This is a genomic window from Methylobacterium guangdongense (assembly GCF_038442355.1).
Lineage (GTDB): Bacteria > Pseudomonadota > Alphaproteobacteria > Rhizobiales > Beijerinckiaceae > Methylobacterium > Methylobacterium guangdongense.
This window is the reverse complement of the sequence record NZ_JBBXMX010000030.1, coordinates 1-21,044: the sequence shown is the minus strand read 5'-3', so window position 1 is coordinate 21,044 and position 21,044 is coordinate 1. Positions and strand designations below refer to the sequence as shown.

The window sequence follows — 21,044 nt, the reverse complement described above, 5'->3', positions numbered from 1 at the left end:
CTTCGAGAAAGTGGAGGGCTCTTTTCCTGAAGGAGGAGGGTTCCGATGGCAGACCGGAAGCAAACCTTTACCCCTGAGTTTCGCGCTGAGGCGGTGCGATTGGCGCAGACGAGCGGGCGGTCCCGCCGCGAGGTAGCCGCCGATCTCGGCGTGGGGCTCTCGACGCTGCGCAACTGGATCGACGGCCGGCGTGAGCGGGAGATGGACCATCCGCCGGCCGATCGGCAGGAGGACATGGCCGCCGAGCTTAAGCGCCTGCGGCGCGAGAACGAGGTGCTGCGCCAGGAGCGGGAGATCCTGAAGCGGGCCACGGCTTTTTTCGCCAAGGAGGGAAGTCGATGAGGTTCCGCCTCATCGACGCGGCGACGAAGGACTTTCCGGTCGCGCGCCTGTGTAAGGTCCTCGATGTCAGTCCCAGCGGCTACTTTGCCTGGAAAAACCGTCCGGCCTCGGCGCGGCAGCGCGAGGATCTCGTGCTGCTTGCCCACGTCCGCTCCGCCTTCACGCTCTCGCACGAGACGTACGGCAGCCCACGCATGACCCACGAGCCGCGCGAGCAGGGCCTGGCGGCAGGCCGAAGGCGCGTGGCCCGGCTGATGCGGGAGAACGGGCTCAAGGCCCGCCAGCCGCGGCGCTTCCGGCGCACGACGGACAGCGGCCACGCCTTCCCGATCGCGCCCAACCACCTCGACTAGGACTTCACGGCGGCTGGGCCGGATCGCAAGTGGGGAAGCGATATCTCCTACGTCTGGACGCGTGAGGGTTGGCTGTACTTGGCGATGGTCCTCGACCTGTACTCTCGACGGGTCGTGGGCTGGGCGGCGGGCGACCGTCTTCACAAGGAACTCGCGCTGACCGCGCTGCGACGAGCCCTCGTCGTCCGGCAGCCTGGATCAGATCTGGTCCATCATTCCGACCGCGGCAGTCAGTACTGTTCGAACGAGTATCAGGCGGAGATACGACGACATGGCATCGTGATCTCGATGTCCGGTAAGGGAAATTGTTATGATAACGCGATGGTCGAGACGTTCTTCAAGACGCTGAATAGCGAGTTGGTCTGGCGCACCGCGTTCCAGACGCGAGCCGCGGCCACCGTCGCGCTGGCCCATCACATCGATGGATTCTACAATCCCCGACGCCGTCACTTGGCGCTGGGCTACACCAGCCCTATCCAGTTCGAGAGGGGCTTCACCCACCAAACCGCTCTCCATTAAACCGGAGCAAGTGCACGTCACGCCTGCCGGATCATCGGCCAGCATCGGGGCATACAGCGCTACGCACCCACCGTGCCGGCCGACGAGGATGCGCTGAACCGTGCCATCATCGCCCTGGCGTCCGAGTACGGACGTTACGGCTACCACTGCGTCACCGCGCTGCTGCAAGCAGCGGGGTGGCAGGTGGGCAAGGATCGGGTTCAGCGCATCTGGCGTCGCGAGGGGCTCAAGGTCCCGAAGAAGCACCGACCCCGCAGCCGCCTATGGCTGAACGACGGTTCCTGCATGCGGCTACGACTGCTTCACCGCAACCACGTCTCCAGCCGGACCGCACACCAAGTGTTCGGCATGCCCGATGACACGGGTCAGGGTCACTGTGACAGCTTGTTTGGCGAAGGCTCGGGGCGTCAAGCCGCCCGGGGCCGTGTGGGGTCTGTCTTCGTTGTAGTGGCACCTCCAGTCCTCGATGCGCTTGCGGGCATCGGCCAGCGACAGGAACCACGAAGCGTTCAAGCACTCTGGCCGCAGGCGGCCGTTGGACGACTCGATGTAGGCGTTGTCGGTCGGCTCGCCCGGTCGTGAGAAGTCGATCTCGGCCCCGTTCAGGTAGGCCCATTGGTCGAGCATGCGCCCAGCAAACTCTGGCCCATTGTCCACCCGTAGGCTCTTGATTCGTCACCATACCCGGACCAAGGCGTCGAGCGCCTCGGTCATTTGGAGGTGCGGAAGTTGGCTCCCGGCGTGAGCGAGAGCGCTTCTCGCGTATGGCAATCGACGACCGTCAGGGTCCGGAACGGACGTCTGTCGAACAGGCGATCAGACATGAAGTCCATGGCCCAGACCTCGTTGGGGCCACCGATGGGCGGCCGGCCTTGCCGGTAGCGCCAAGCTCGTTTGCGCTTGGGCATTTTGGGCCGGATCGACAGTCCTTCGTCCCGGTAGATCCGGTAGGTACGCTTGTAGTTCACCTCCGAGCCTTCCCACCGTAACATGATATGTAGCCGTCGGTAGCCGTAGCGCACCCGTGCGGCAGCGAGTTCCTTCAGCCGCATCCGCAGCGCCACCTGCGGGTCGGAGCTCGTCCTGTACCGCTGGGACGAGCGGCCGAAGCCGGAGGCTTGGCAGGCCCGACGCTTGCTGATGTCGTGGGCCACCAGCAGGTGACCGGCGACCTCGCGACGAGCGGCAAGCCTCACCACTTTCGCATGACCACGTCCTACAGCATGGAGCGGTCCAGCGTCAGGTCGGCCACCAATTGTTTGAGCTTGCCGTTCTCGTCCTCCAACTGCTTCAACCGCCGGATCTCCGGCACGCCCATGCCGACGAACTACTTCTTCCAGCAATAAAATGTCGGCTCGGACACGCCCATCTTCCGGAAGACCTCATCCGCCGTAGCGCCATTTTCCGCCTGCAGCAGGGTTAAGGAGATCTGCTCGTTCGTGAAGCGTTTGCGAGGCATGGCATCCACCCTTCTTCAGGGTTCAGGATGCCCGAAAAACGTGCGCTCGACGCGGACCAGTTTGACGAGTCAGGGTCAGCAAAGAGTTTGACGGGTCAGGGTGAGGTGCGAGGAGGTGCCCGCCGTTCCTTCGTGCCGTCAGCCGCCCCGTCCCTCGGCTACGTCTGATAAGCCTTTCTTATCAGACGTAGCGTTACGCTGAGGCTCGATCGAAGGAGTGAGCCATGACGCTGCCCGCCACGCTTGCCGCCCGCGCACGCGAATTCGCCGATCAGGCGCTCGCTGAGAATTCCCGTCGAGCCTACCGGGCCGACTGGCAGCACTACACGGACTGGTGCCGCAGCCACGGTCTCGACCCCCTACCCGCGGGACCCGAGCAGGTGGCGACCTATCTCACTTCCATGGCCGAGACGCACAAGCGCGCGACGATCGAACGTCGGCTCGTCACGATCGGCCAGGCACACAAGCTCCGGGGGCTGCCCTGGGTGCCTGCCCATCCGACCGTCCGGGCGGCGATGCGGGGGATGTTCCGCCGCTACGGCAGACCAAAAAAGCAGGCCGCGGCACTGGGCGTACCCGAAACCCTGCAGATCGTCTCGGCCTGCGAAGGCACGGTGGCGGCACTTCGCGATCGCGCTCTGTTCCTCATCAGCTTCGCCGGCGCATTCCGACGCTCCGAAGTGGCGCGGATCCGGTTCGAGGACTTGGTTTTCCGCGACGGCGCCGTCGAAGTGTTCCTTCCGCAATCGAAGGGCGATCAAGAGGGCGAGGGCACGATCGTACACGTCCTGGCCGGCGGCAACAGTGCCACCTGCCCCGTTGTCGCACTTCAACGCTGGCTGCAGGCCGCTCCGACCGAAGGTTACGTCTTCCGTGCCGTTCGAGCGGGCGGGACCGTGATGGACGACGGACTTCATCCCGATTCGATCGGCCGTATCGTGCAGAAGCGCGCCGCCGAGGCAGGCCTCGTCGCAGGGTCACGCGAGCGCATCTCGGCGCACGGCTTCCGCGCAGGCTTCATAACCGAGGCGTACAGGCAAGGATCGCGCGACGAGGAGATCATGAGTCACTCGCGCCATCGAGACCTCAAGACTATGCGCGGTTACGTCCGTAGATCGAAGCTCTCGGACAATCATCCCGGTCGGAACCTCGGTTTGTGATGCCCCCCGCCATGCAACAGACTTGTCATCCGCCAGGTCACGACATCGGGCAGCTGAGCACACGGCTACGAATGCGGATCTGTGCCGGTCGAAAGTGTTACCGACCAGATTGCGTCGACATGATTCTCGACCTAATTTTATCTCATCGTCATATCTGCTATGATACTTTCTACCGTCTTCCGAGTAAAATATATGATCGCCGAGGTAAATTTAGCATCAGATTATCAATCGCCGCTGCCAGCATCCCGTCCGAGCAGGCGATAAAATCTGGAAAACGTCCGTGCATAGCCAAGTTCCGGGTCGTAGGTGAAGAGTTGGCTGGTATGGCAGACATGTCCATCAGCGATCCGAGGATGTCCTAAAACGATCCCCGTGAGGCATGGGACGGGAACTAAATATACCTGCCAATTCATGAGGACGGGGGCATTCAGGAGATCGGCCGCGTTCGGATGACGACCCTGCGCGATGCGTTCCAGGTCATCAGATAAACGGCGAAGCTTTGCAGCGATATTCGTCAGACCGGGGAAGGGGCCCGGACCCCGATGCAGAATAGACATGGCGATCGACCTCCGTTTCCACTCAATCGTTTGATCCATGCGCCGCGACGCAGTTTATACTTGTGTACATTATCAATATACTCTATTTATCCGGGCGCATTTGCTGATATCTGACATGATATGCATTAATTATGGCTTATTCTGTAGTTTAAACACCAAAATACACTACCGTCCCAAACCCATTTTTTGCAGCTGTCCATCACGAGCGCTTTCGCAACAACAACTGAGCCGTCGACGATGGTTGGATGACCAAACGCAATACCTTTGAGGACACCGTTCTTTCCGGGTGGGCACCACCATCCGACGAGCATAGGTGATACCGCCAGATCGTCCTGATCGGGCCGGAACCCTTTGGCTATCGACCGCAACATCTGCGCGACCGCATAGGTCACACCCCGCCGGGATGCGATTTCAAGGGCTATACTTTGAACGCTGGCGGAATCTCGGTCGTGGTCGCCCTCGCCACGCTTTCGGCCGATCTCGAAGGAATGCCGCGGAGGCGCTCTCTTAGAACCCAGACGTTTGGCGTTGCGCGGCCGAACCGTCACGGCAGACATATCGGGATCCAGACGAGTCGTGCCGAAACCGATGCGCCTCCCGCCACGAAGGTGGCCGCTTCATGCGCAGATTCGAACTTGATGAAGCTGACAACATCCAGCAATGCCGAATCCGATGCAGGTCGAAGTACTCCGCTTCGCAAAAGTAGATCCCGCTTGTCGCGAAGCCAGCGCAATTTAGGCTTCGTGCAGCCTAGAATTTTCGAACCGGGAACGATGACCGTCTCTCGACCGCGCATGCGAGCGAGCGCGTGCGCACCCTTGAAACGCATCTCGTGATCTGTCCAGAGCTCCCTGTCGAGGTCCACTCCACGGGGTAGAAAGGCGATGCGTGCTCCGATCGGGAGTAGTACGGGCTCGATATCCGCGATAATCCCGGGAACGGTCATGGCGAACAAGGGGCGGAGATCCTCCATGACGCGGTCGGCGATCGCCGATTCGTACTCCGTACGCGTGAAGCGATCGGCATCATGCGGGTTCGCGACCCGGGCTCTCCCAAAATGGTTTATCTCGTCGACGAATCTGCGTTGCAGCATGAGACGCTGCGTTTCCGTCATCACTCTGGGTCCCGTGATCGCCACCACCTCCCAGACGAAATCAAGTTTGTCGTCGTTCGCATGCGCCGCCAACCGTTCTTGAAGCATACCGCCTTCGCCAACTATGGCACGCAGCTTCCCCCCGGCGTCTGCCGGCGCTCCCACAAGTATGTAGATGCCGGGACCAAGGATATTTGGAAGCGCCAGAAGATCGTCGATCGACCAGATGGGACAGCAGTGGAGACCAACGTCGGACCCTACGAACTCGAGTGAGAGTAATCCATCTTCTCTTGTTCCAGACATCAGGCCACGAAATGGTCGCGAACGAAGCCGGGTCATCGTATCAGCTCCAGAACTGCCATGATGAAATCGAACGGCATGCCTCGATAGGCGCCATGCACCCGTTGCTTCCGTCAGCTGACTAATTCCGTTGGGTATCAGACGCAAACTGTCGACTTGATCAAGAATCGACGGGGTAAGATCTTAGTCGAGTGAACTTGCAACAGCCATTCTTGCAACATCCATCGACGGACCGACACGAATGTCTCAGGCTTCAGCCAGAACACTACCGTCTAGGTATGGCGGGTGCGAGCTCTCGCATCCAAGAAACGCCGACCGCAGTAGTCCATTTCTCAGCTATCGACCTTGGGACTCCAGACAGACGCAGTTCCATCCAGATCTCCGTTTATCCCGATCCCGATCACCCGGGCGGCGGCGAGCTCGAGAACCCGTTCGAGCCGGCGTCCGGAAGAAAGTGCTTCACAGCACTTCGCCATCGACGTCCGCCCGCCTTCTCGGAGAAGCAGGGCGAGAATTGCATCCCGGTCGGCCGCCGATGCGGATGGATGCCGCTGCATGATCCTCCGAACGTTTGCGATCCTCGGCTTTTTCCAGATCACCGCGGGACTGACGATTCGAACGAGACGCCCCGTAGCGAAAGCCCGATCAGCCACGGACTCCACGTTTCTTCGGAGCGTTTCATGCCTCCAGGTTCGGGAGGTTGGCAGCAGCAGGGTGGTGGTCCGGCTACGGAATGTGATCCGAAGGCTCGCCACGGCATCGGGACCCAGACCGTAGAACCTCGCGCCTTCCTCCAGCAAAGCGTCCGGTCCATGGACATATCCTCCGAAGAATCGGGTGAGACATGCCGCGTCGGCGCGAAGACTTCGTGCATCCGATATGCCCCTGCGCATGCGCCAAGCTCGACCCCGCCGGCCTACGGATCGGCCGATGATTGTCTCCGACTTCCGGATATTCCGAGTCGCGACGGCTTGCGTCGAGTCTGGATGCGCGCGGGGTCGGCGAAACTGCATCCCGTCCACGTCCGTCATTGGACACATGATGAAGCCCCCTTGACGCAGAGCCGCGATATGCCAGCGCTCGGAGCGACACGCGTTGCTCGGGTCGACATGATAAGTTTCATGCCATCCTTGATCTTCAGCGCTGAACCAACGCTTACGTCTGGATAGGAACTGCTCCGATCATCGCGCTGGGATCGACGTCCGGCGACCGAAGAAGCTCTTCGATCTCGCTACCGCTTAAGTATCCGGATTCCTGCAGTGCATCGGCGATCAGCGTCAGATCGCGCCGATACATCTCGATAGTGCTGCGAGCGGTCTTTTCCGCCTCGCCGAGACGGGCGGACACGGCTTCGAGAATCCCCGGAAGGAATAAAACGTCCTTCGAGGACATCTCGACATGGATCGGCCCGAGAACGCCGAGACCGAATTTCAATTCGATGTCTCCGGCGATTCTGGTCGCCTTGGCCAGATCGGAGGTCGAACCAAGCCCGACGCCTATCGAAACATCCCCGAGGACGATCTCCTCCGCCACGCGGCCAGCCATCAGCGCTGCGAGGCATGCCTCCATGGTCGAGAGTGTCGAGGTTCCATCGAAAGCCGGTTCGAGGATCAGCTCGCCGCCTGCATCGTGGATCGAGATGTCCACGATCGAACCAACGCCGAGGGCTCGTCCCACGACCGCGTGTCCCGCCTCATGGATTGCGACCCGCCGCTTCGCCATGGCCGAGAGCACCGGACGTCCCTGGCGGATTTCGTTCAGGACGTCTTCGATCGTCAGCTCGCGCCCAGCGCGACGCGATAGCCCTCGGGCACGGCGTACGAAAGCTTCCACATCCGCGCCGGTCCTACCGCGAGCTGCAAGTGCCAACGTCATCAGGGACACATCGGGGGGTGGATGCGGATGTAGATGGTGTCGGAAGATCTCCACCAGCGCGATGACGTCCGGCAGCCGGATGGCGATCTCGCGGTCGAGACGTCCGGCCCGCCTAACGGCAGGGTCGATGCGGTCAGGGAAATTGGTCGCTCCGACGACGATTACGCCTGTCCTGTCATCGTGACATCCAAGCTGCTCCAACAAACAATTTACAATTTGAGTCCAATATTCGCGATATTCGCCCGAAACGCATGCTCGTGACGATATACCGTCCAGTTCATCGATGAACAATATGCATGGCGCTGCTTCCCGGGCTCTTTCGAACACGTCGCGAATGGCACGAAGCGTACCGCTCAGGTGCCGTTCGGAATTCCAATCCGCTACTGAGGTCGTTATCAGCGGAACCCGTGAGCTTTTCGCCAGCGCATTGGCAAACAAGGTTTTACCAGTTCCTGGTGGACCTGATAGCAGTAGCCCACGATTGTCGATTTCATTCCAGCGAATCTGTCCCGAACGGTATTGTTCAAGGTCGCCGATCAGCGCCGCGCCCCAAATCTTCGCTTCGCCATACCCATGCAGGTTCTCGAGCGAGGGACTTGCATCCAGGGGCGCTTGCTTCCGCACCAGGGTGCGGGCGATCGCCTCCATAGCGTCGACCGCAGTGGAAACATTGCGTAGCGCCACGGGGAAATCAGCGATGTCGAGCGTCCGCAACAGTTCATCGTTCAGACGGCAGGTCGCGCGCTCCCCGAAGAGGCCTTCGATCACCACCTCGACCATCGACCGATCAAGCGCCGGTAGCGCAAGACGATGCTCCGCGGCACGAACCATGTCCCTCGGGAGATGCCTCATTGGATCGGGGGCGATTCCGATCAATGGAACACGGATAGGAAGCGCCTGGGCGATCAGATCGTTGCCATAGTCGGGCCTATCGGTATCCTGCAGGCCATCACGTACCAGGATGCCGGTACGCCCGGCCTTCAACAGTCTCATCCCCTCCGACTTCAGATTCGTCGAGCCTATGTCGTGCCCGACGATGCAGTGCTTCACGATCCTCCGCACCGGTTCGACCAATCGGGCGGCATGGGTGGCGATGACGACGACGGGCGAGCCGCAGCGTAGCGCCTGAAGCAAACCTTCTCGGGCTTTGAAGGCTCGGGCAACGAGAACGGCCACAACCGCAAGATCGGCGGGCACGGATGTCCACGCTGCTCGTACATCCGGGCGTCGGTCGGCGGCTGGCTCGTCGATTTGGGACTCGTCATCGTGCGGCGGGCGTCCGCCGCAGTCGACGAAGGATGCGTCCGTTCCCCGCTCGATCTTTTCGAGCGTGGCAAGGAACTGCAGCGCGAGTATGCGAGCGGCCGCATGGCTCGGCTCCTCGATCGCGCTGAAACCCGGCGACCTCTTCGTCGTGTGAAAAGCGGTCTTCATCGCAAGCCCCCAATATGGGAAGCGGCGCAGATGACCCTCATAGTCGACGGCCTCTGCGTACCGGGAACAGGACCCGAACTACCGATCATCTGTCCTGGGCATCGGACACGCGTCATGGGACGAACTCGGTCGTGTGTCGGGATTCTGCGCTCAAGCTCGCCCGTACGGGTGGAGCGTGCGGATCGGTCGGCCATGCTGAGGTCTGGATCGGGGTGATGTTGGCGCAATCCCATGCGTCGCCTGCTCAGTGCCGCGGGCTGCGGGATGTAGCCGACGGACACCTCCTCCGCCGTGCCGATCGAGGCCGTACCCGGCATCCCGAACCCGAATTTCAGGCCCTGCAGATCCCGTGTAGCTTTCGTTCCGCGTCCCGACGACGCCCCGATGCCGATCCAGATGTAGGCCCCCGTCACGCACGGCTTGTCCTCTTCTCCGTACGCGCCTGCCCGCATCCGGTCGGAGCCATCGGGACCGATCGCATCGATCGAGCGCTCCACTATCGTCGAAGGCCATTCGCGCCGCGCGGGAAACTCGGTAGGATCCCGGGCGCGGATCGAAGCGATACCCGGAGATTCGCCGACGCGATCCGGAGTAGTGATCATAGTCCGGTATAAGCTGAAGCGTGTCATTGCTCCGACTCCCCGCCGTTCCGTTCACCGTCGACGAGGCCGGGGAATGCCAGTTCGATCAGCATCAGGAGATTAGCAACGGCTCTTGTCTCGCAGTTCGTAGGCTGGCGGGTCGGTCCCCGGCGTCGATCGGAGCCAACCGGTCGGAATGCGCCCCCGCGACGCAGGCCGCGCTCTATCCCGGCGAGAATGGCTCGACGCCGACCTCCCCGTGGAGCAAGACCGCCGACCACGACGACATGACCATCAAATCCCTGCCGTCCTATGGCATTGAGACCGGCGAGCCGTCTGCGCCAATCGATCGGCGAAAGCAGGCGTACGGTAGTGCGGCGCGCGGCATCGCAGCAAACGAGCAGGCACGCTGGCCCCGGCTCGGGCGGACATAGTTCGTGGAGCCGATCCACCGACCTTGTGGAAGCCACGCCCACCCATTCGTCTCCACGACGATAGCCTAGCGCGAATCCATTGAACACATCGCCGACGAGCGTCGTCTCGATTTGGAGTTGGCCGGGTCGCCTTAGTCTGAGGAAGGCTTGTCCTGCATCTCGTCCGCAAACCTCGTCTGCATGTCGAAGCGCCAGTCGAGCCGCGGAGGCCGGCGTTAACAAACCGGTTCTGGCGAGAACGCCCAGACGTGTGATCGTCGGGTCGACCAGACCGGATAGTTCGTCGAGTCGAATGGCGAGCGGTACGAGGGAACTAACGCCGGCCTCCGTATCGCGCAGCCGCGTCGATAGACTTTCGGCGATGGAAGCAACGCTTCGTAGCGTCCCGGACGTGCCGATCGAACGCCTTCTGCCACTGGGAAATTCCAAGACGACTGCATCATGGGCCATGGTCGGCCTCCCCTGCGAAAGGCTCCGGTCCTGCGCGAAGACCGGCAGCTTCGGCGATCCCGCATTCGTCCCGCCCATCGCTCGCGCGCGCCAATCGCGTCGACATCCCAAAAAGCGAACGGGATATCCCCGCGTGCCCGCGGTCACAGACGTTAAGCCAATCGAATGGCCATTCGGACGACCGAAGACGCACACGGCTTTCGGCGCCGATCGGCACAGACAACTCGATCTCGACCAAGCCGCCCGCCATGAGACCGAAGATCCGCTCGACGGCGAACGGGCTCGCAACAACGGACTCGCACTGCGCCAACGACGCCTCGCCGTTTTGCGCTTCGAGAAGACGAACCAGCGAAACGCCGTCGCCGATAGCCGGCGGGCGCATGGTCTGGAGCATGCGTTCCACGTTGCTGAGTCGCGGCTGCGCCGTCACGTCGAAGGGCGACGCCAGCATGGTCGATCGACATGAAGCCGTCGCGTCACGGACCGCCGACACGATTCGACGCTGCATGTCGTGCCGGTTCCAGGCCCGAAAGGTCGGCACCGCGATTGCGCAGGGATACCCCGATGCCCGAAAGCCGACGACCGCGACCGCTTCCGGACCCAGACCGTTGCGATCGAACGAATGGCGCACGGCCTCGTCCAGCCCTAGGCAGACTGCGCCGTGAACTGCAGCCAACGTGGAAACCTCGTAGGCGAGACGCCGGGCGGACTCGTGACCCCGCCGCAGGCGCCACTGAAGCGCCGAGCGAGGTCGCGCGCCGGTGGTGCATTCATACAATCGGACGGGCATGGGAAAACTTCGATCTCGGCCGCCATGGAGCGGCCGCGCAGCAGCGTCGCTGTTCCAGAGGGTTCCGCCGTGCGGAGAGCACCAGCACTCCGCATGCGCGTTCCTTCGCGAAGGAACGACGAGGCTCATCCACTTGACGAAGCCATGTCATCAGCCGATCTTGAAGTGCGCGGACCATCGTCCACGACCGCCGGCCTTACAAGGTCAGTTTTCGGCGAACGATGTTTCACGCCGAATCACATGTTCTATTGCGATGACTATAATGCTCATTGTGTGCGTCGCAAGCGAAAAATGCGAAATCTTGATGGCGCGTCACGTCAGAGCCGCACGCGCCCTTCTCGATTGGACGCAGGCGGATCTTGCGCGACGGGCAAAGGTGGTGAGACGTACGATCGTAGCGGTCGAAACCGGAAGGGTCCGATGTCAGCCTCGCAAGGTCGAGGCGATGCTGGCGGCGTTTAGAGCAGCAGGCGTCGAATTCGTGTTCGGAAAGGACGGGGTGGTCAGTTTGGTGGATTCCAGCTCGCGGTTAACTGCTGCAGCCGGATCGGACAAGTTTGACCCTACGTACCAGGCTACCGACAGCCGGATTGCAAAAGCCCGCGGGCGGTCGCTGCTGACCATGCGGGTCAGCGGTCGCCGTCGGGCTGCCGGATAAGCTGCCAAGGCTCGAGATTCAACGCCCGTGCGATCCTTTCTAGGTTGTCTATCGATACGTTGCGCTCACCGCGCTCGATGCTGCCGACGTAGGTTCGATCTAGTCCGCATAGGTAGCCGAAGGCGTCCTGGCTGTAGCCCTTCTCGAGCCGCAGACGCCGCAGATTGGTAGCCAATATGATGCGCAGGACGCCTGGGTGGGATCGCTTCACCCGACGACCGAACGCGGACGATGACGATAACGCCACGGACTTTAAGTAGCTTTTTCTTGTGGGGTGCGCCCAATTATCCAGCAGGCGGCTACTGTGCGGATCTCGTCGCCTTGAAATGTGCTTCCATCCGTCCGCAGACGACGGGTTTTCCCAGTGGACAACGAAACTTGTGTCGACGAAGGTGATCTAGAAGCTCGCCCTTAACGCGATCCGGCTTGCAGGGTTAGGGTCAAGAGACCGCCATCGCCTTCATCCGCTCGCACCAGTGCGAACAGGCATGCTTATGCAAGGCTACAAGTAGCCTGTCTGATTGTTTTTGACCCACACCAAGACAGTATTTGTCAAATTCGATAATATCATTGGAGTTAAGCATCCTAGCTAGGTCGCGTACCCTTGAATTACGCAGCCAGATCCGGGCGGCTGTGAGCTTGACGCGCGCCAGGAAGTTGTCGGGGTATTTGTCGGAGCGCGTAGTGACGACTCGGAAGCGCTCGATCTTATCGAAGAAACATTCGACCAAGTTGCGGCACCTATACAAGAACGGGCTGAACGCGAGCAGCTGCTTGCTGTTGGGCCTCGGCTTCACGTTCGCTCTCGTACCCTGCTCCGCCATCCGGGGTGCGCAGCGCGTCACTGTCGTATGCTCGGTCGCCTAGCAGAACCTGACCGTGGCCCAACCCGCCCAGCATGTCGGCCGCGGCGTCGTCCGTCATCCGCTTGGCCCTCGGTGATCTTGAGGGCCATCGGACGGCCCTCGGCATCCATCAGCCTGCCGCACTCCGGCCGAACGAGCGCTGGCCGATGAACTTCGTGTCCGACGCGTTGTTGGACGGCCGCCGGTTGAGGACCCTGACGGTCATCGATGCGTTCACGCGCGACGCCCTGCCGATCGAGGTCGACCAGGGCACTAAATGCGAGCGGTCGTGGCGGTCGTCGCCCGCTTGGCGATGCTTCGCGGAGCACCGCGTGCGATTCAGGTCGTTAACGTGCCTGAGTTCGTCTCGAAGGCGCTCGACCGCTGGGCCTACGCGACCGGCGTCACCCTGGACTTCTCGCGCCCTGGCAAACCGAATGACAACACGCTGGTCAAGTTGTCCAACGGCTGGCTGCGGGACGAGTGCCTGAACGCGAACTGGTTCTTGTCGTTGGCCAACTCGAGGAGCAAGATCGAAACGTAGCGGCGGCACTACAATAAGAGCCATCCTCACACAGCCCTGGGGTGGCTGACACCTCAGGAATTCGCCCTGGCGGCGGCCTTGCAGGTCGCCAAATGAGACCCGGAGGCTCACCTTTCGGTCGAACCGAGATCCGGGGAACCCTTACCAGAACCAAGAGCTCACCTTTCGACCCGCCGGGATCCGGGTCTCGCACGGAGCAGGTGACGCGCGAGGCTGTGCCGCTCGGTAAAGGGGGTGGATCGATCTCGCCAACTCATTTGATCCTGCCGACACGCATCACACTTTACGATCGAGGACTTGACCCGGTCCGGTCGTAGCGAGCTTGGGCGCGGCCGGCTTGGCCGCGACCGCGTCGTCGGCATCGGCTTTCTTCGCCGTTTCCTGCGCGGCTGAAGACAGGAGAGTGGCCAGAGGATTGGCAACCCAACCACTAAGATTGGCTGCACTGACGGACATCGAAAACCTCCGCGTTCAAGCGGAGAGATCGTGCGGGATCTTGTACTAACGGATCTTTGCCAGCCGCGAGCTCACCAGGAACATTGGGGAATTGTATTTTCAAGCCATTTTCCGCCAAATTCGGGGGAGCGGCAATCAAATAGCCTCAGACCTTGCCGCCCGCGCCGTCGACGATAGCTAGCAAATCGGCCAAGCTAGCCTTGCAGGCGGCCACATTCGGGCTTCAAGCGCGCAGACTAAAGAAAGCTCGGTCGATAGCATTATCGATGCGGTGCCATTCCTTGGCGGAGCGCGACATAAGGGACGGTTCCACCTCGATTGAAGCGATATCCAAATCTTTAACCCGCGAAATGGCGGCACCCAGATCGCCCCTGCCCGAGCGGGTGGCGGTGTCGAGGACGATGCTGCGATAGGCCATCGGATCTCCGAGCTGTATGACGTCGGCCGGGGCCTGATCGGGGAAAGAGGGGCATGCCAATACCTGCGAGCGCGATCGACAGGGTCGCGAGGACGTACGGTCTCCGACGGCGGGACGTTGCTCTCAAGACGACTTATCTCGACTTTGGCCCATCATGCGGCGTGGCAGAGGGCATAGGCGCAGGGCGCGGGCAACCGGAAGCGGGGTTTTGTTCGGGGGCGTCGGTGCGGTTGGCCTGCCCCCATGCGGTGGCCCAGGTTTGAAGTTAGTGCATCGTCGGTCGCGTGACGATGGCAGGCCGAGCGGACGGTACTGAGCCGCTCGGTTCGGTGGGCCAGATGACGACCCCTGGCGCAGGTGGGCAGTAGCCGAGTGACGAGTGCGGTCGGATGCTGTTGTAGTGCGTCCGCCATTGCTCGATCACGACACTGGCTTCCTTGAGAGTGTAGAACACCTCGCCGTTGAGGAGTTCATCCCGCAGCTTCGCGTTGAAGCTCTCACAGTAACCGTTCTCCCATGGACTGCCTGGCTCGATGTAGGCGGTCTCTGAGCCGACCGCCGCGATCCAGTCTCGGACAGATTGAGCGATGAACTCAGGTCCATTGTCCGAGCGGATATGGCTTGGCACACCGCGCAGGCTGAATAGATCCGAGAGGACATCGATCACGTCGTGCGCCTTCAGCTTACGAGATACGCGGATGGCCAGGCACTCACGGGTAAACTCATCGAGGACATTCAGCATCCGGTACTTGCGACCGTCATGCGTCCGGTGCTCGACGAAGTCGTAGGACCAGACGTGGTCAGGCCGCTCCGGCCGCAGACGCACACACGAGCCGTCGTTGAGCCAAAGGCGGGATCGCTTCGGCTGTCGAACTGGAACCTTGAGCCCCTCCCGCCGCCAGATCCGTTCGACCCGCTTCACGTTGACCGTCCAGCCGTCGCGACGCAGCAGCGCGGTGATCCGACGGTACCTGTAGCGCCCGTACTGCAGAGCCAGCGCGACGATGGCGGCGGTCAGTGCGGCCTCGTCCTCGACCACCACGACGCGCTTGCGCTGTGTCGAGCGGTGCTGACCGAGAACGCGGCAAGCGAGCCGTTCCGACACGCCATGCTCGGCCACGACGTAGTCGACACAAGCCCGGCGGCGAGCCGGGCTCAGAAGTTTCCCGAGGCCGCCTCCTTCAGGATGAGCTTCTCCAGGGTTAGGTCAGAGATCGCCCGGCGGAGGCGCTGGTTCTCAGTTTCCAGAGACTTCAGCCGCTTGACCTGATCTCCCTTCAAGCCGCCGTACTCGGATCGCCAACGATAGTACGTGACCTCCGTCACCTCGATGGATCGGATTGCTTCGGAGACTTTGCGGCCCTGCGAGACCAAGACATCGACTTGGCGGAGCTTGGCGACAATCTCTTCAGCCGTATGCTTCTTCCGACGCATCACAACATCCTCCACATGGCGCGAAGCCATACCTCAGGGAGGACCACTTTTCGGGAGGCAGGCCAAAGTACCGTGCGGAAGTCGACTGCCGACCGTTGCACGCCGCTGACGGACGCGTCGAAAACTTCGTAGCGTTCGAGCGGGAGATGGTCCGGCGTATCGGCCGACCGGTCGTGGTCGCGGGCGGCCGCTATGAGCCGACCAGCGTAAGCAACGACCCGTTAACCGATGGACTGCGCAACCTCGGTATATTTCAACACGTGTAAGTTGTTTTATCTCTCGTCACGTGCCTGTGATTACTGTTATTGTCGCCTAACATGGGTTTGTTTAACACGCATTCACCGAACGAAGCGCCCCAATTAAGAGAGTTTTAAGCCCCACTTCGTAGCTTTGCGGAAGCTAATATGCGGTGGGTGATGCTGTGGCGGGATCCCCACCACACGCCCGCTAAACCACCAAAAATTCGAAATCCGGGAGAGAACAGCCATGTTCGGTGGAACGCGCACGCATGCCGATCAGGCCGCCAAACTGGACGCGCTCGACCGCTCGCAAGCCGTCATCGAGTTCCGGCCCGACGGCACCATCCTGACAGCCAACGCCAACTTCCTGACCGCGATGGGCTACACCCTGCCAGAGGTGCAGGGACGGCATCACGGCATGTTCGTCGAGGCAGCCTACCGCGACAGTGCCGAGTACCGGGCCTTCTGGGATGATCTGCGGCGGGGCACCTTCCAGTCCGCTGAGTTCAAGCGGATCGCCAAGGGCGGCCGGGCCGTGTGGATCCAGGCGAGCTACAACCCCGTGCTCGACCGCGCCGGCCGCGTCGTGAAGGTCGTCAAGTTCGCCGCCGACATCACCGCGCAGAAGCTGCGGGCGATGGACAGCGACGGCCAGATCGCCGCCCTGCACCGCTCGCAGGCGGTGATCGCCTTCGATCCGACCGGCAAGATCCTGGAGGCCAATCACAACTTCCTCGATGCTGTCGGCTACCGCCTCGACGAAATCCAGGGTCGGCACCACAGCATGTTCGTGGACCCAACCGAGCAGCAGGGTACGGCCTACCGAGGGTTCTGGGACCGGCTGGGCCGCGGCGAGTTCGCCGCGGGCGAGTTCCGACGCATCGCGAAGGGCGGGCGCGAAATCTGGATCCAAGCGAGCTACAACCCGATCAAGGATATGGATGGCACGGTGCTCAAGGTGGTGAAGTTCGCCGCCGACATCACCGCGCAGGTGCACGAGCGTCAGCGCCGGGTCGAGGCGCAGCGGGCGATCGGCGCGGATCTCGACGCGATCGGCACCGCAGTCGAGGCCGTGACCAGACAGACGGCGGAGGCGGTCGGGACTGTGGGGCAGGTCTCGAACGACATCCAGGCCGTGGCCTCGGGCGCGGAGGAGCTGTCGGCGTCGGTCGGCGAGATCAGCCAGCAGGTCAGCCACGCGGCCCGCATGGCCGGCGAGGCGGTCGAGCAGGCCCGGCACACCGGCGGCATCGTCGAGGGGCTGAGCGGGCAGGCGACGCAGATTGGCGAGGTCGTGACGATGATCCAGGGGATCGCCTCGCAGACCAATCTCCTGGCGCTGAACGCCACGATCGAGGCAGCGCGCGCTGGCGCGTCGGGCAAGGGCTTCGCGGTGGTCGCGTCCGAGGTGAAGGCCTTGGCCGAGCAGACCGCCAAGGCCACCGACCAGATCCGGGTGCAGATCACCGCGACCCAGGCGGCCACGCGCGAGGCGGTGGGGGCGATCGGCTCGATCCAGGGTACGATCGGCAAGCTGGACGAGGTGTCGGCGGCGATCGCGGCGGCGGTCGAGGAGCAGTCAGCCGTGACCCGGGAGATGTCGGGCAGCATGCATACTGCCGCGCACGGGGTAGCGACGATCGCCGGCGGCATGGAGGCGATCGCCCGAGCGAGCGAACAGGTCGATGCCGCCACACATCAGGTGCGCGAAGCGGCCCGGGCGGTGGGCTGAGGTCGCACGCGACATGAGTGAGAACGCCGCTGTACGCGCTAACCTCGACGGTGCGCTCGAAGACCTCGTGCGCATGGCGATTGAGGTGGGACCAGAGCTCGACGCAGTGACTTGCGACCGGATCGACCACGTATTCGCTCGTCGAATGGCCGACCACAAGCATCTAGCGTGGGCACTGGCGGAAGCCGAGGTGCTGAAGCGTCAACTCAAGGCCGCTCTGCACGGGCAAGCCCTACATGCCGTCGGTAAGGCGGATGGTGAGAAATGCGCGGATATGGGGGAGCAGAACCCATGACAGGCACGATCATCCCGCTGCATTCCAATCGTCACGCCACATCCGCTCTCGCCGCCTTCGACACAGCGGCGATGAAACTCCTGCTGGGCGGACGTGCGGCGACACTGTCGGCCGCGCGACTCGCTGCGATACGGGAGAGGCTACAGGTCCAACGCGTGCAACTCACCGCGGTGATCGATGATCTGCGGGTGCGGCCGCCGAGCGGAGACTTACAGATCGACGCCATCAACGCGACGCTACGCACCGAGGCAAGGACGGGACTGAGTTATATCGACGACTTCTTGGAACAGATCGAGATGTCTTTCGCAGTCGTCAAGTGAGAATGTGAACCATACCTGTTGGGTATGATCTACATTGGTACGGTAGCAGACGAACTTTTAAACCCTTTGAGGCTTAGAGATACCGTAAATCGTGACGGTGCGATGCTGCGCTGGAGCCGTCAGCGGAGATCATGTCCGCGCTGGACCGTTTCAGATCGCTACTTTCAACGAACTTTTGGTCTTGAGATGGGGTGATGAGGACGCTCCTGCTGATCACCGACGACGTCCAGCGCGGTCAGCGCCTCGCCCGGGATTTGACCGCACGAGGTACCTGTCACGTCCACGACCTCTACGAGGACAGGCTGCCTGCCCCCGGGTTCGACGTCATCGTCAGCGACTTGGAGACGATCAGTTCGGACGCGATCATCCGCCTGCGTCGCGCCTTGGCGCAGGTCCGAACCGATGGGCAGCCATACCTCTTCCTCGTGCATGGCAACGCCGCCCGGGCCGAGGCACAGGCGCGGATCCTGGGTGCGAGCGCTACAGCCGGCGTACAGCAGGTGCTGACCGCCCTGGATCAGCTGCGGGGCTCGCCGATCCCCCTGTCTGCGCGGGCGACGGCTGTGGAGGCCCGACAGTTCTTCCGGGGTGCCCTGTTCTCGGGTGGTACGATCACGCCGGCCGTGGCCGATGCCGGCACCAACTTGGTCGTGCGCGCAGTCGGCGAAAGCGGCGTCTATGACTGGGTACGAGCTGTGCAGCAGTTCGATGATGCCACCCACCAGCACTGCCTGATCGTCGCCGCGCTGGCCGCCGCGTTCTCGGGCGCACTCGGCCTGCGTCCGGCCGATCGCCACCGCCTGACACGGGCCGCACTGCTGCACGACGTCGGCAAGATCCACGTGCCGATCGAGATCCTGAAGAAGCCGGGACGCCTCACCTATCCGGAGCTGGCGGTGATGCAGACCCACGCGGTACGCGGCCACGCCATGCTCGTCGGGGCTGGCTTCGACGACGGAGTGCTGGCGGCCGTTCGCTCGCACCATGAGATGCTAGACGGAAGCGGTTATCCGGACGCACTCAAAGGGTGGGAGATCCCGGACTTCGTGCGGCTGGTGACCGTCTGCGACGTCTACGGCGCGCTGATCGAACGACGCAGCTACCGCCCCCCGCTGGCGGGGGGGCAAGCCTACGGCAACCTGCAGGGAATGGTCGGGCAGCTGGATGACGACCTCACGCGGGCATTCCGTCCGATCGCAGCGGCCTTTGATCCGTCCGTGTAGACCTCGATGCGCCAGTATCATCGGTGCTGAAGGCCTCCCCGTCATTGCACGTGGATGGTAAGCTTCATCTTCGGGTGGATGCCGCACTGGATGATGAAGTCGCCCGCCTCTTTCAAGGTCAGCGTGGCCTGCTTGCCGGGCTCCTGATCGCCGGCGTCGAACGCGAACCGGTCGGCCTCGATGAACGCGTGGTGGACAGCGTTGTCGTCGCCGTTGACCAGGGTGATGGTGTCGCCCCGACGCAGGAACAGATCGGTCGGGTCATAGTGCCGGCCCTTCTGCAGCACGATGCGGATGGCGCTGGAGAGACCGGCTTGGGCCGGCCCGAGCGCAGCCATACCCACAACGAGCGCGACGGCACCGCAGCGAAGAAGCGGAACGCGTAGATTGTAAATTGGCACGGATACAACCTGAGAGAGAACTGTATTGGGTCCAGTATTTATCACTCTCAGGCTTTGGTCTGCATAACGTATATCTGTATAGGGGCATATATTTCCTGGTGCTTCGCGAATAATTGTTATGGTACTCCAAGTTTTTTTATTCGTCTAACAAATTTGAAACCACAAGAAGCTTCAACTGCGCTCATCAGACGTAGGGCCCGCCGAACAGGTCGCCCAGCGCCTTCCGCCGGAACAGCGTGCGCCACCGCCGTCTCTGATGCTCCGGGCGGTCGTGGATCATGTGGCAGCGCTGGCAGAAGGCCGCGAGGTTGGCGTCCGCGTTGTTCGAGGTGTCGTGATCTCGGTGGGCTGCGGCTAGTATGACTCGGGTCCGGCGGACTTGGCCGAGAATGTCGGTCCCCGATGCGATCCGGATCCGACGGCCCCAGCCGTCGCGCCACCGGCCAGCGTCCGCGTCTCACCAGCGGCCGTCACCGAGGTGGTAGACTATCCGTCCGTGCGGCCGCCCGCAGCCCTCGCAGCAGCTTCTGGCCCGGCCGAACCGGATCACGGCCGAGAGCTGTGCCCAGTCTATAGGGTAGAAGAAGCGGTGCTCGGGCCGGATCGGCATGGTGGGGCAATGTGCCACCGGACATGAAGAAAGCGTAGCGGCAGAAGGCTGCTGTCCAAGCTGACGTCACGTTCCCCGTGGCGGTGCGACGCACGGCAATGACGGCGATCAACTGTCAAGTATTGATTGCGCGGTGTGCGACATTTCCGCCAATTTGCAGATGGAAAACCCATCTCGAATTGAAATTTTTTGACCGAAAGCTCATTTGCGATAGCGGCTGGCAGTTAAGTACTGAAAAAAATGATATTATGTCCGAAAATGTTCACAGCATCGTCACCTCACTGGCTGAGCTTACCGGCGAGATTGTCTCGGCCTATGTCACGAAGAATTCGGTCCCCGCGGCTGAGCTTCCGAAACTGATCACGGGCATCCACGCGGCGCGAGCTACTCTAGGCCGTGGACTCATAAAGCTCGCAACCAGACACGCAGGGCTGCGAGCTTAACGCTGGCCAGGAAGTTATCGGGATCCTTGTCGTAGCGGGTGGCGACGGCGCGGAAGTGCTTGATCTTGCTGAAGAAGCG

At 62.1% G+C, this 21,044-nt stretch carries 16 protein-coding genes and 7 pseudogenes; 9 read left to right on the top strand and 14 right to left on the bottom strand.

The window, feature by feature from the left end; translation table 11 throughout:
* The first annotated feature begins 45 nt into the window (after positions 1–45).
* Both AAHG09_RS29025 and AAHG09_RS29020 read left to right on the top strand, forming a co-directional pair.
* A pseudogene (locus tag AAHG09_RS29025) lies at positions 46–1,214 on the top strand (IS3 family transposase).
* Between the two features lie 9 nt (positions 1,215–1,223).
* Positions 1,224–1,538 (top strand): annotated as a pseudogene (locus AAHG09_RS29020) (IS3 family transposase); the annotation flags it as partial.
* A 51-nt stretch (positions 1,539–1,589) separates the two neighbouring features.
* On the opposite strand, the pseudogene AAHG09_RS29015 reads toward AAHG09_RS29020, so the two are convergent.
* Positions 1,590–2,673: pseudogene (locus AAHG09_RS29015) on the bottom strand (IS3 family transposase); the annotation flags it as partial.
* A gap of 224 nt (positions 2,674–2,897) precedes the next feature.
* Here AAHG09_RS29015 and AAHG09_RS29010 point away from each other — a divergent pair.
* Positions 2,898–3,833, top strand: coding sequence for a site-specific integrase (locus tag AAHG09_RS29010; RefSeq protein WP_342111346.1), 936 nt, complete (start codon positions 2,898–2,900; stop codon positions 3,831–3,833).
* A 224-nt stretch (positions 3,834–4,057) separates the two neighbouring features.
* On the opposite strand, the gene AAHG09_RS29005 is transcribed toward AAHG09_RS29010, so the two are convergent.
* The 5 genes from AAHG09_RS29005 to AAHG09_RS28985 all read right to left on the bottom strand — a co-directional run bounded on the left by AAHG09_RS29005 (position 4,058) and on the right by AAHG09_RS28985 (position 11,188).
* The gene (locus AAHG09_RS29005; protein WP_342111345.1) at positions 4,058–4,390 is read right to left on the bottom strand and encodes a DUF6634 family protein; all 333 of its coding nucleotides are present in this window, start codon (positions 4,388–4,390) and stop codon (positions 4,058–4,060) included.
* 125 nt (positions 4,391–4,515) lie between these two features.
* Positions 4,516–4,947 (bottom strand): hypothetical protein, encoded by a 432-nt coding sequence (locus AAHG09_RS29000; protein ID WP_342111343.1) that lies wholly within the window; start codon positions 4,945–4,947, stop codon positions 4,516–4,518.
* On the bottom strand, positions 4,935–5,822 hold the full coding sequence (locus AAHG09_RS28995; RefSeq protein WP_342111341.1) for a GIY-YIG nuclease family protein: 888 nt from the start codon (positions 5,820–5,822) through the stop codon (positions 4,935–4,937). The genes AAHG09_RS29000 and AAHG09_RS28995 overlap by 13 nt, the downstream gene beginning before the upstream one ends.
* Before the next feature lie 1,116 nt (positions 5,823–6,938).
* On the bottom strand, positions 6,939–9,092 hold the full coding sequence (locus tag AAHG09_RS28990; protein ID WP_342111339.1) for an AAA family ATPase: 2,154 nt from the start codon (positions 9,090–9,092) through the stop codon (positions 6,939–6,941).
* A 1,454-nt stretch (positions 9,093–10,546) separates the two neighbouring features.
* Positions 10,547–11,188: a hypothetical protein gene (locus AAHG09_RS28985; RefSeq protein ID WP_342111337.1), complete on the bottom strand. Its 642-nt coding sequence runs from the start codon at positions 11,186–11,188 to the stop codon at positions 10,547–10,549.
* Between the two features lie 157 nt (positions 11,189–11,345).
* Between AAHG09_RS28985 and AAHG09_RS28980 the strand changes: the two genes are divergently transcribed.
* Positions 11,346–12,005, top strand: a complete 660-nt coding sequence (locus tag AAHG09_RS28980) for a helix-turn-helix transcriptional regulator (RefSeq protein ID WP_342111335.1) — start codon at positions 11,346–11,348, stop codon at positions 12,003–12,005.
* Here the strand turns inward: AAHG09_RS28980 and AAHG09_RS28975 are convergent.
* Both AAHG09_RS28975 and AAHG09_RS28970 read right to left on the bottom strand, forming a co-directional pair.
* Positions 11,977–12,216, bottom strand: a complete 240-nt coding sequence (locus AAHG09_RS28975; RefSeq protein ID WP_342111333.1) for a helix-turn-helix domain-containing protein — start codon at positions 12,214–12,216, stop codon at positions 11,977–11,979. The genes AAHG09_RS28980 and AAHG09_RS28975 overlap by 29 nt on opposite strands.
* A 400-nt stretch (positions 12,217–12,616) precedes the next feature.
* Positions 12,617–12,984 (bottom strand): annotated as a pseudogene (locus AAHG09_RS28970) (transposase); the annotation flags it as partial.
* Here AAHG09_RS28970 and AAHG09_RS28965 point away from each other — a divergent pair.
* Positions 12,982–13,490 (top strand): annotated as a pseudogene (locus AAHG09_RS28965) (integrase core domain-containing protein); the annotation flags it as partial. The pseudogenes AAHG09_RS28970 and AAHG09_RS28965 overlap by 3 nt on opposite strands.
* Positions 13,491–13,670: 180 nt before the next feature.
* Here AAHG09_RS28965 and AAHG09_RS28960 read toward each other — a convergent pair.
* The 3 genes from AAHG09_RS28960 to AAHG09_RS28950 form a co-directional block, all read right to left on the bottom strand.
* Entirely contained in the window at positions 13,671–13,850 is a 180-nt protein-coding gene (locus AAHG09_RS28960; protein ID WP_342111331.1) for a hypothetical protein, read from the bottom strand.
* A 223-nt stretch (positions 13,851–14,073) separates the two neighbouring features.
* Positions 14,074–14,268 carry a hypothetical protein gene (locus AAHG09_RS28955; RefSeq protein WP_342111329.1) on the bottom strand — a complete coding sequence of 65 codons (195 nt, stop codon included), beginning with the start codon at positions 14,266–14,268 and terminating at the stop codon, positions 14,074–14,076.
* 265 nt (positions 14,269–14,533) lie between these two features.
* Positions 14,534–15,702 (bottom strand): IS3 family transposase gene (locus AAHG09_RS28950; RefSeq protein WP_342111327.1). Its coding sequence is split into 2 segments (ribosomal slippage): positions 14,534–15,438 and positions 15,438–15,702, totalling 1,170 coding nucleotides; the frame shifts between segments, so codons are not numbered across the junction.
* A gap of 486 nt (positions 15,703–16,188) precedes the next feature.
* Here AAHG09_RS28950 and AAHG09_RS28945 point away from each other — a divergent pair.
* From AAHG09_RS28945 to AAHG09_RS28930, 4 genes are all read left to right on the top strand, one after another.
* On the top strand, positions 16,189–17,673 hold the full coding sequence (locus tag AAHG09_RS28945) for a methyl-accepting chemotaxis protein (protein ID WP_342111325.1): 1,485 nt from the start codon (positions 16,189–16,191) through the stop codon (positions 17,671–17,673).
* A gap of 13 nt (positions 17,674–17,686) precedes the next feature.
* Positions 17,687–17,968 (top strand): hypothetical protein, encoded by a 282-nt coding sequence (locus AAHG09_RS28940; RefSeq protein WP_342111323.1) that lies wholly within the window; start codon positions 17,687–17,689, stop codon positions 17,966–17,968.
* Positions 17,965–18,288 carry a hypothetical protein gene (locus tag AAHG09_RS28935; RefSeq protein WP_342111322.1) on the top strand — a complete coding sequence of 108 codons (324 nt, stop codon included), beginning with the start codon at positions 17,965–17,967 and terminating at the stop codon, positions 18,286–18,288. The genes AAHG09_RS28940 and AAHG09_RS28935 overlap by 4 nt, the downstream gene beginning before the upstream one ends.
* A gap of 194 nt (positions 18,289–18,482) precedes the next feature.
* Entirely contained in the window at positions 18,483–19,511 is a 1,029-nt protein-coding gene (locus tag AAHG09_RS28930; protein WP_342111320.1) for an HD-GYP domain-containing protein, read from the top strand.
* A gap of 41 nt (positions 19,512–19,552) precedes the next feature.
* On the opposite strand, the gene AAHG09_RS28925 is transcribed toward AAHG09_RS28930, so the two are convergent.
* From AAHG09_RS28925 to AAHG09_RS28910, 3 genes and pseudogenes are all read right to left on the bottom strand, one after another.
* Positions 19,553–19,849 (bottom strand): cupredoxin domain-containing protein, encoded by a 297-nt coding sequence (locus AAHG09_RS28925; protein WP_342111319.1) that lies wholly within the window; start codon positions 19,847–19,849, stop codon positions 19,553–19,555.
* Between the two features lie 247 nt (positions 19,850–20,096).
* Positions 20,097–20,522 (bottom strand): annotated as a pseudogene (locus AAHG09_RS28920) (hypothetical protein).
* 402 nt (positions 20,523–20,924) lie between these two features.
* Positions 20,925–21,044: pseudogene (locus AAHG09_RS28910) on the bottom strand (IS5/IS1182 family transposase); the annotation flags it as partial.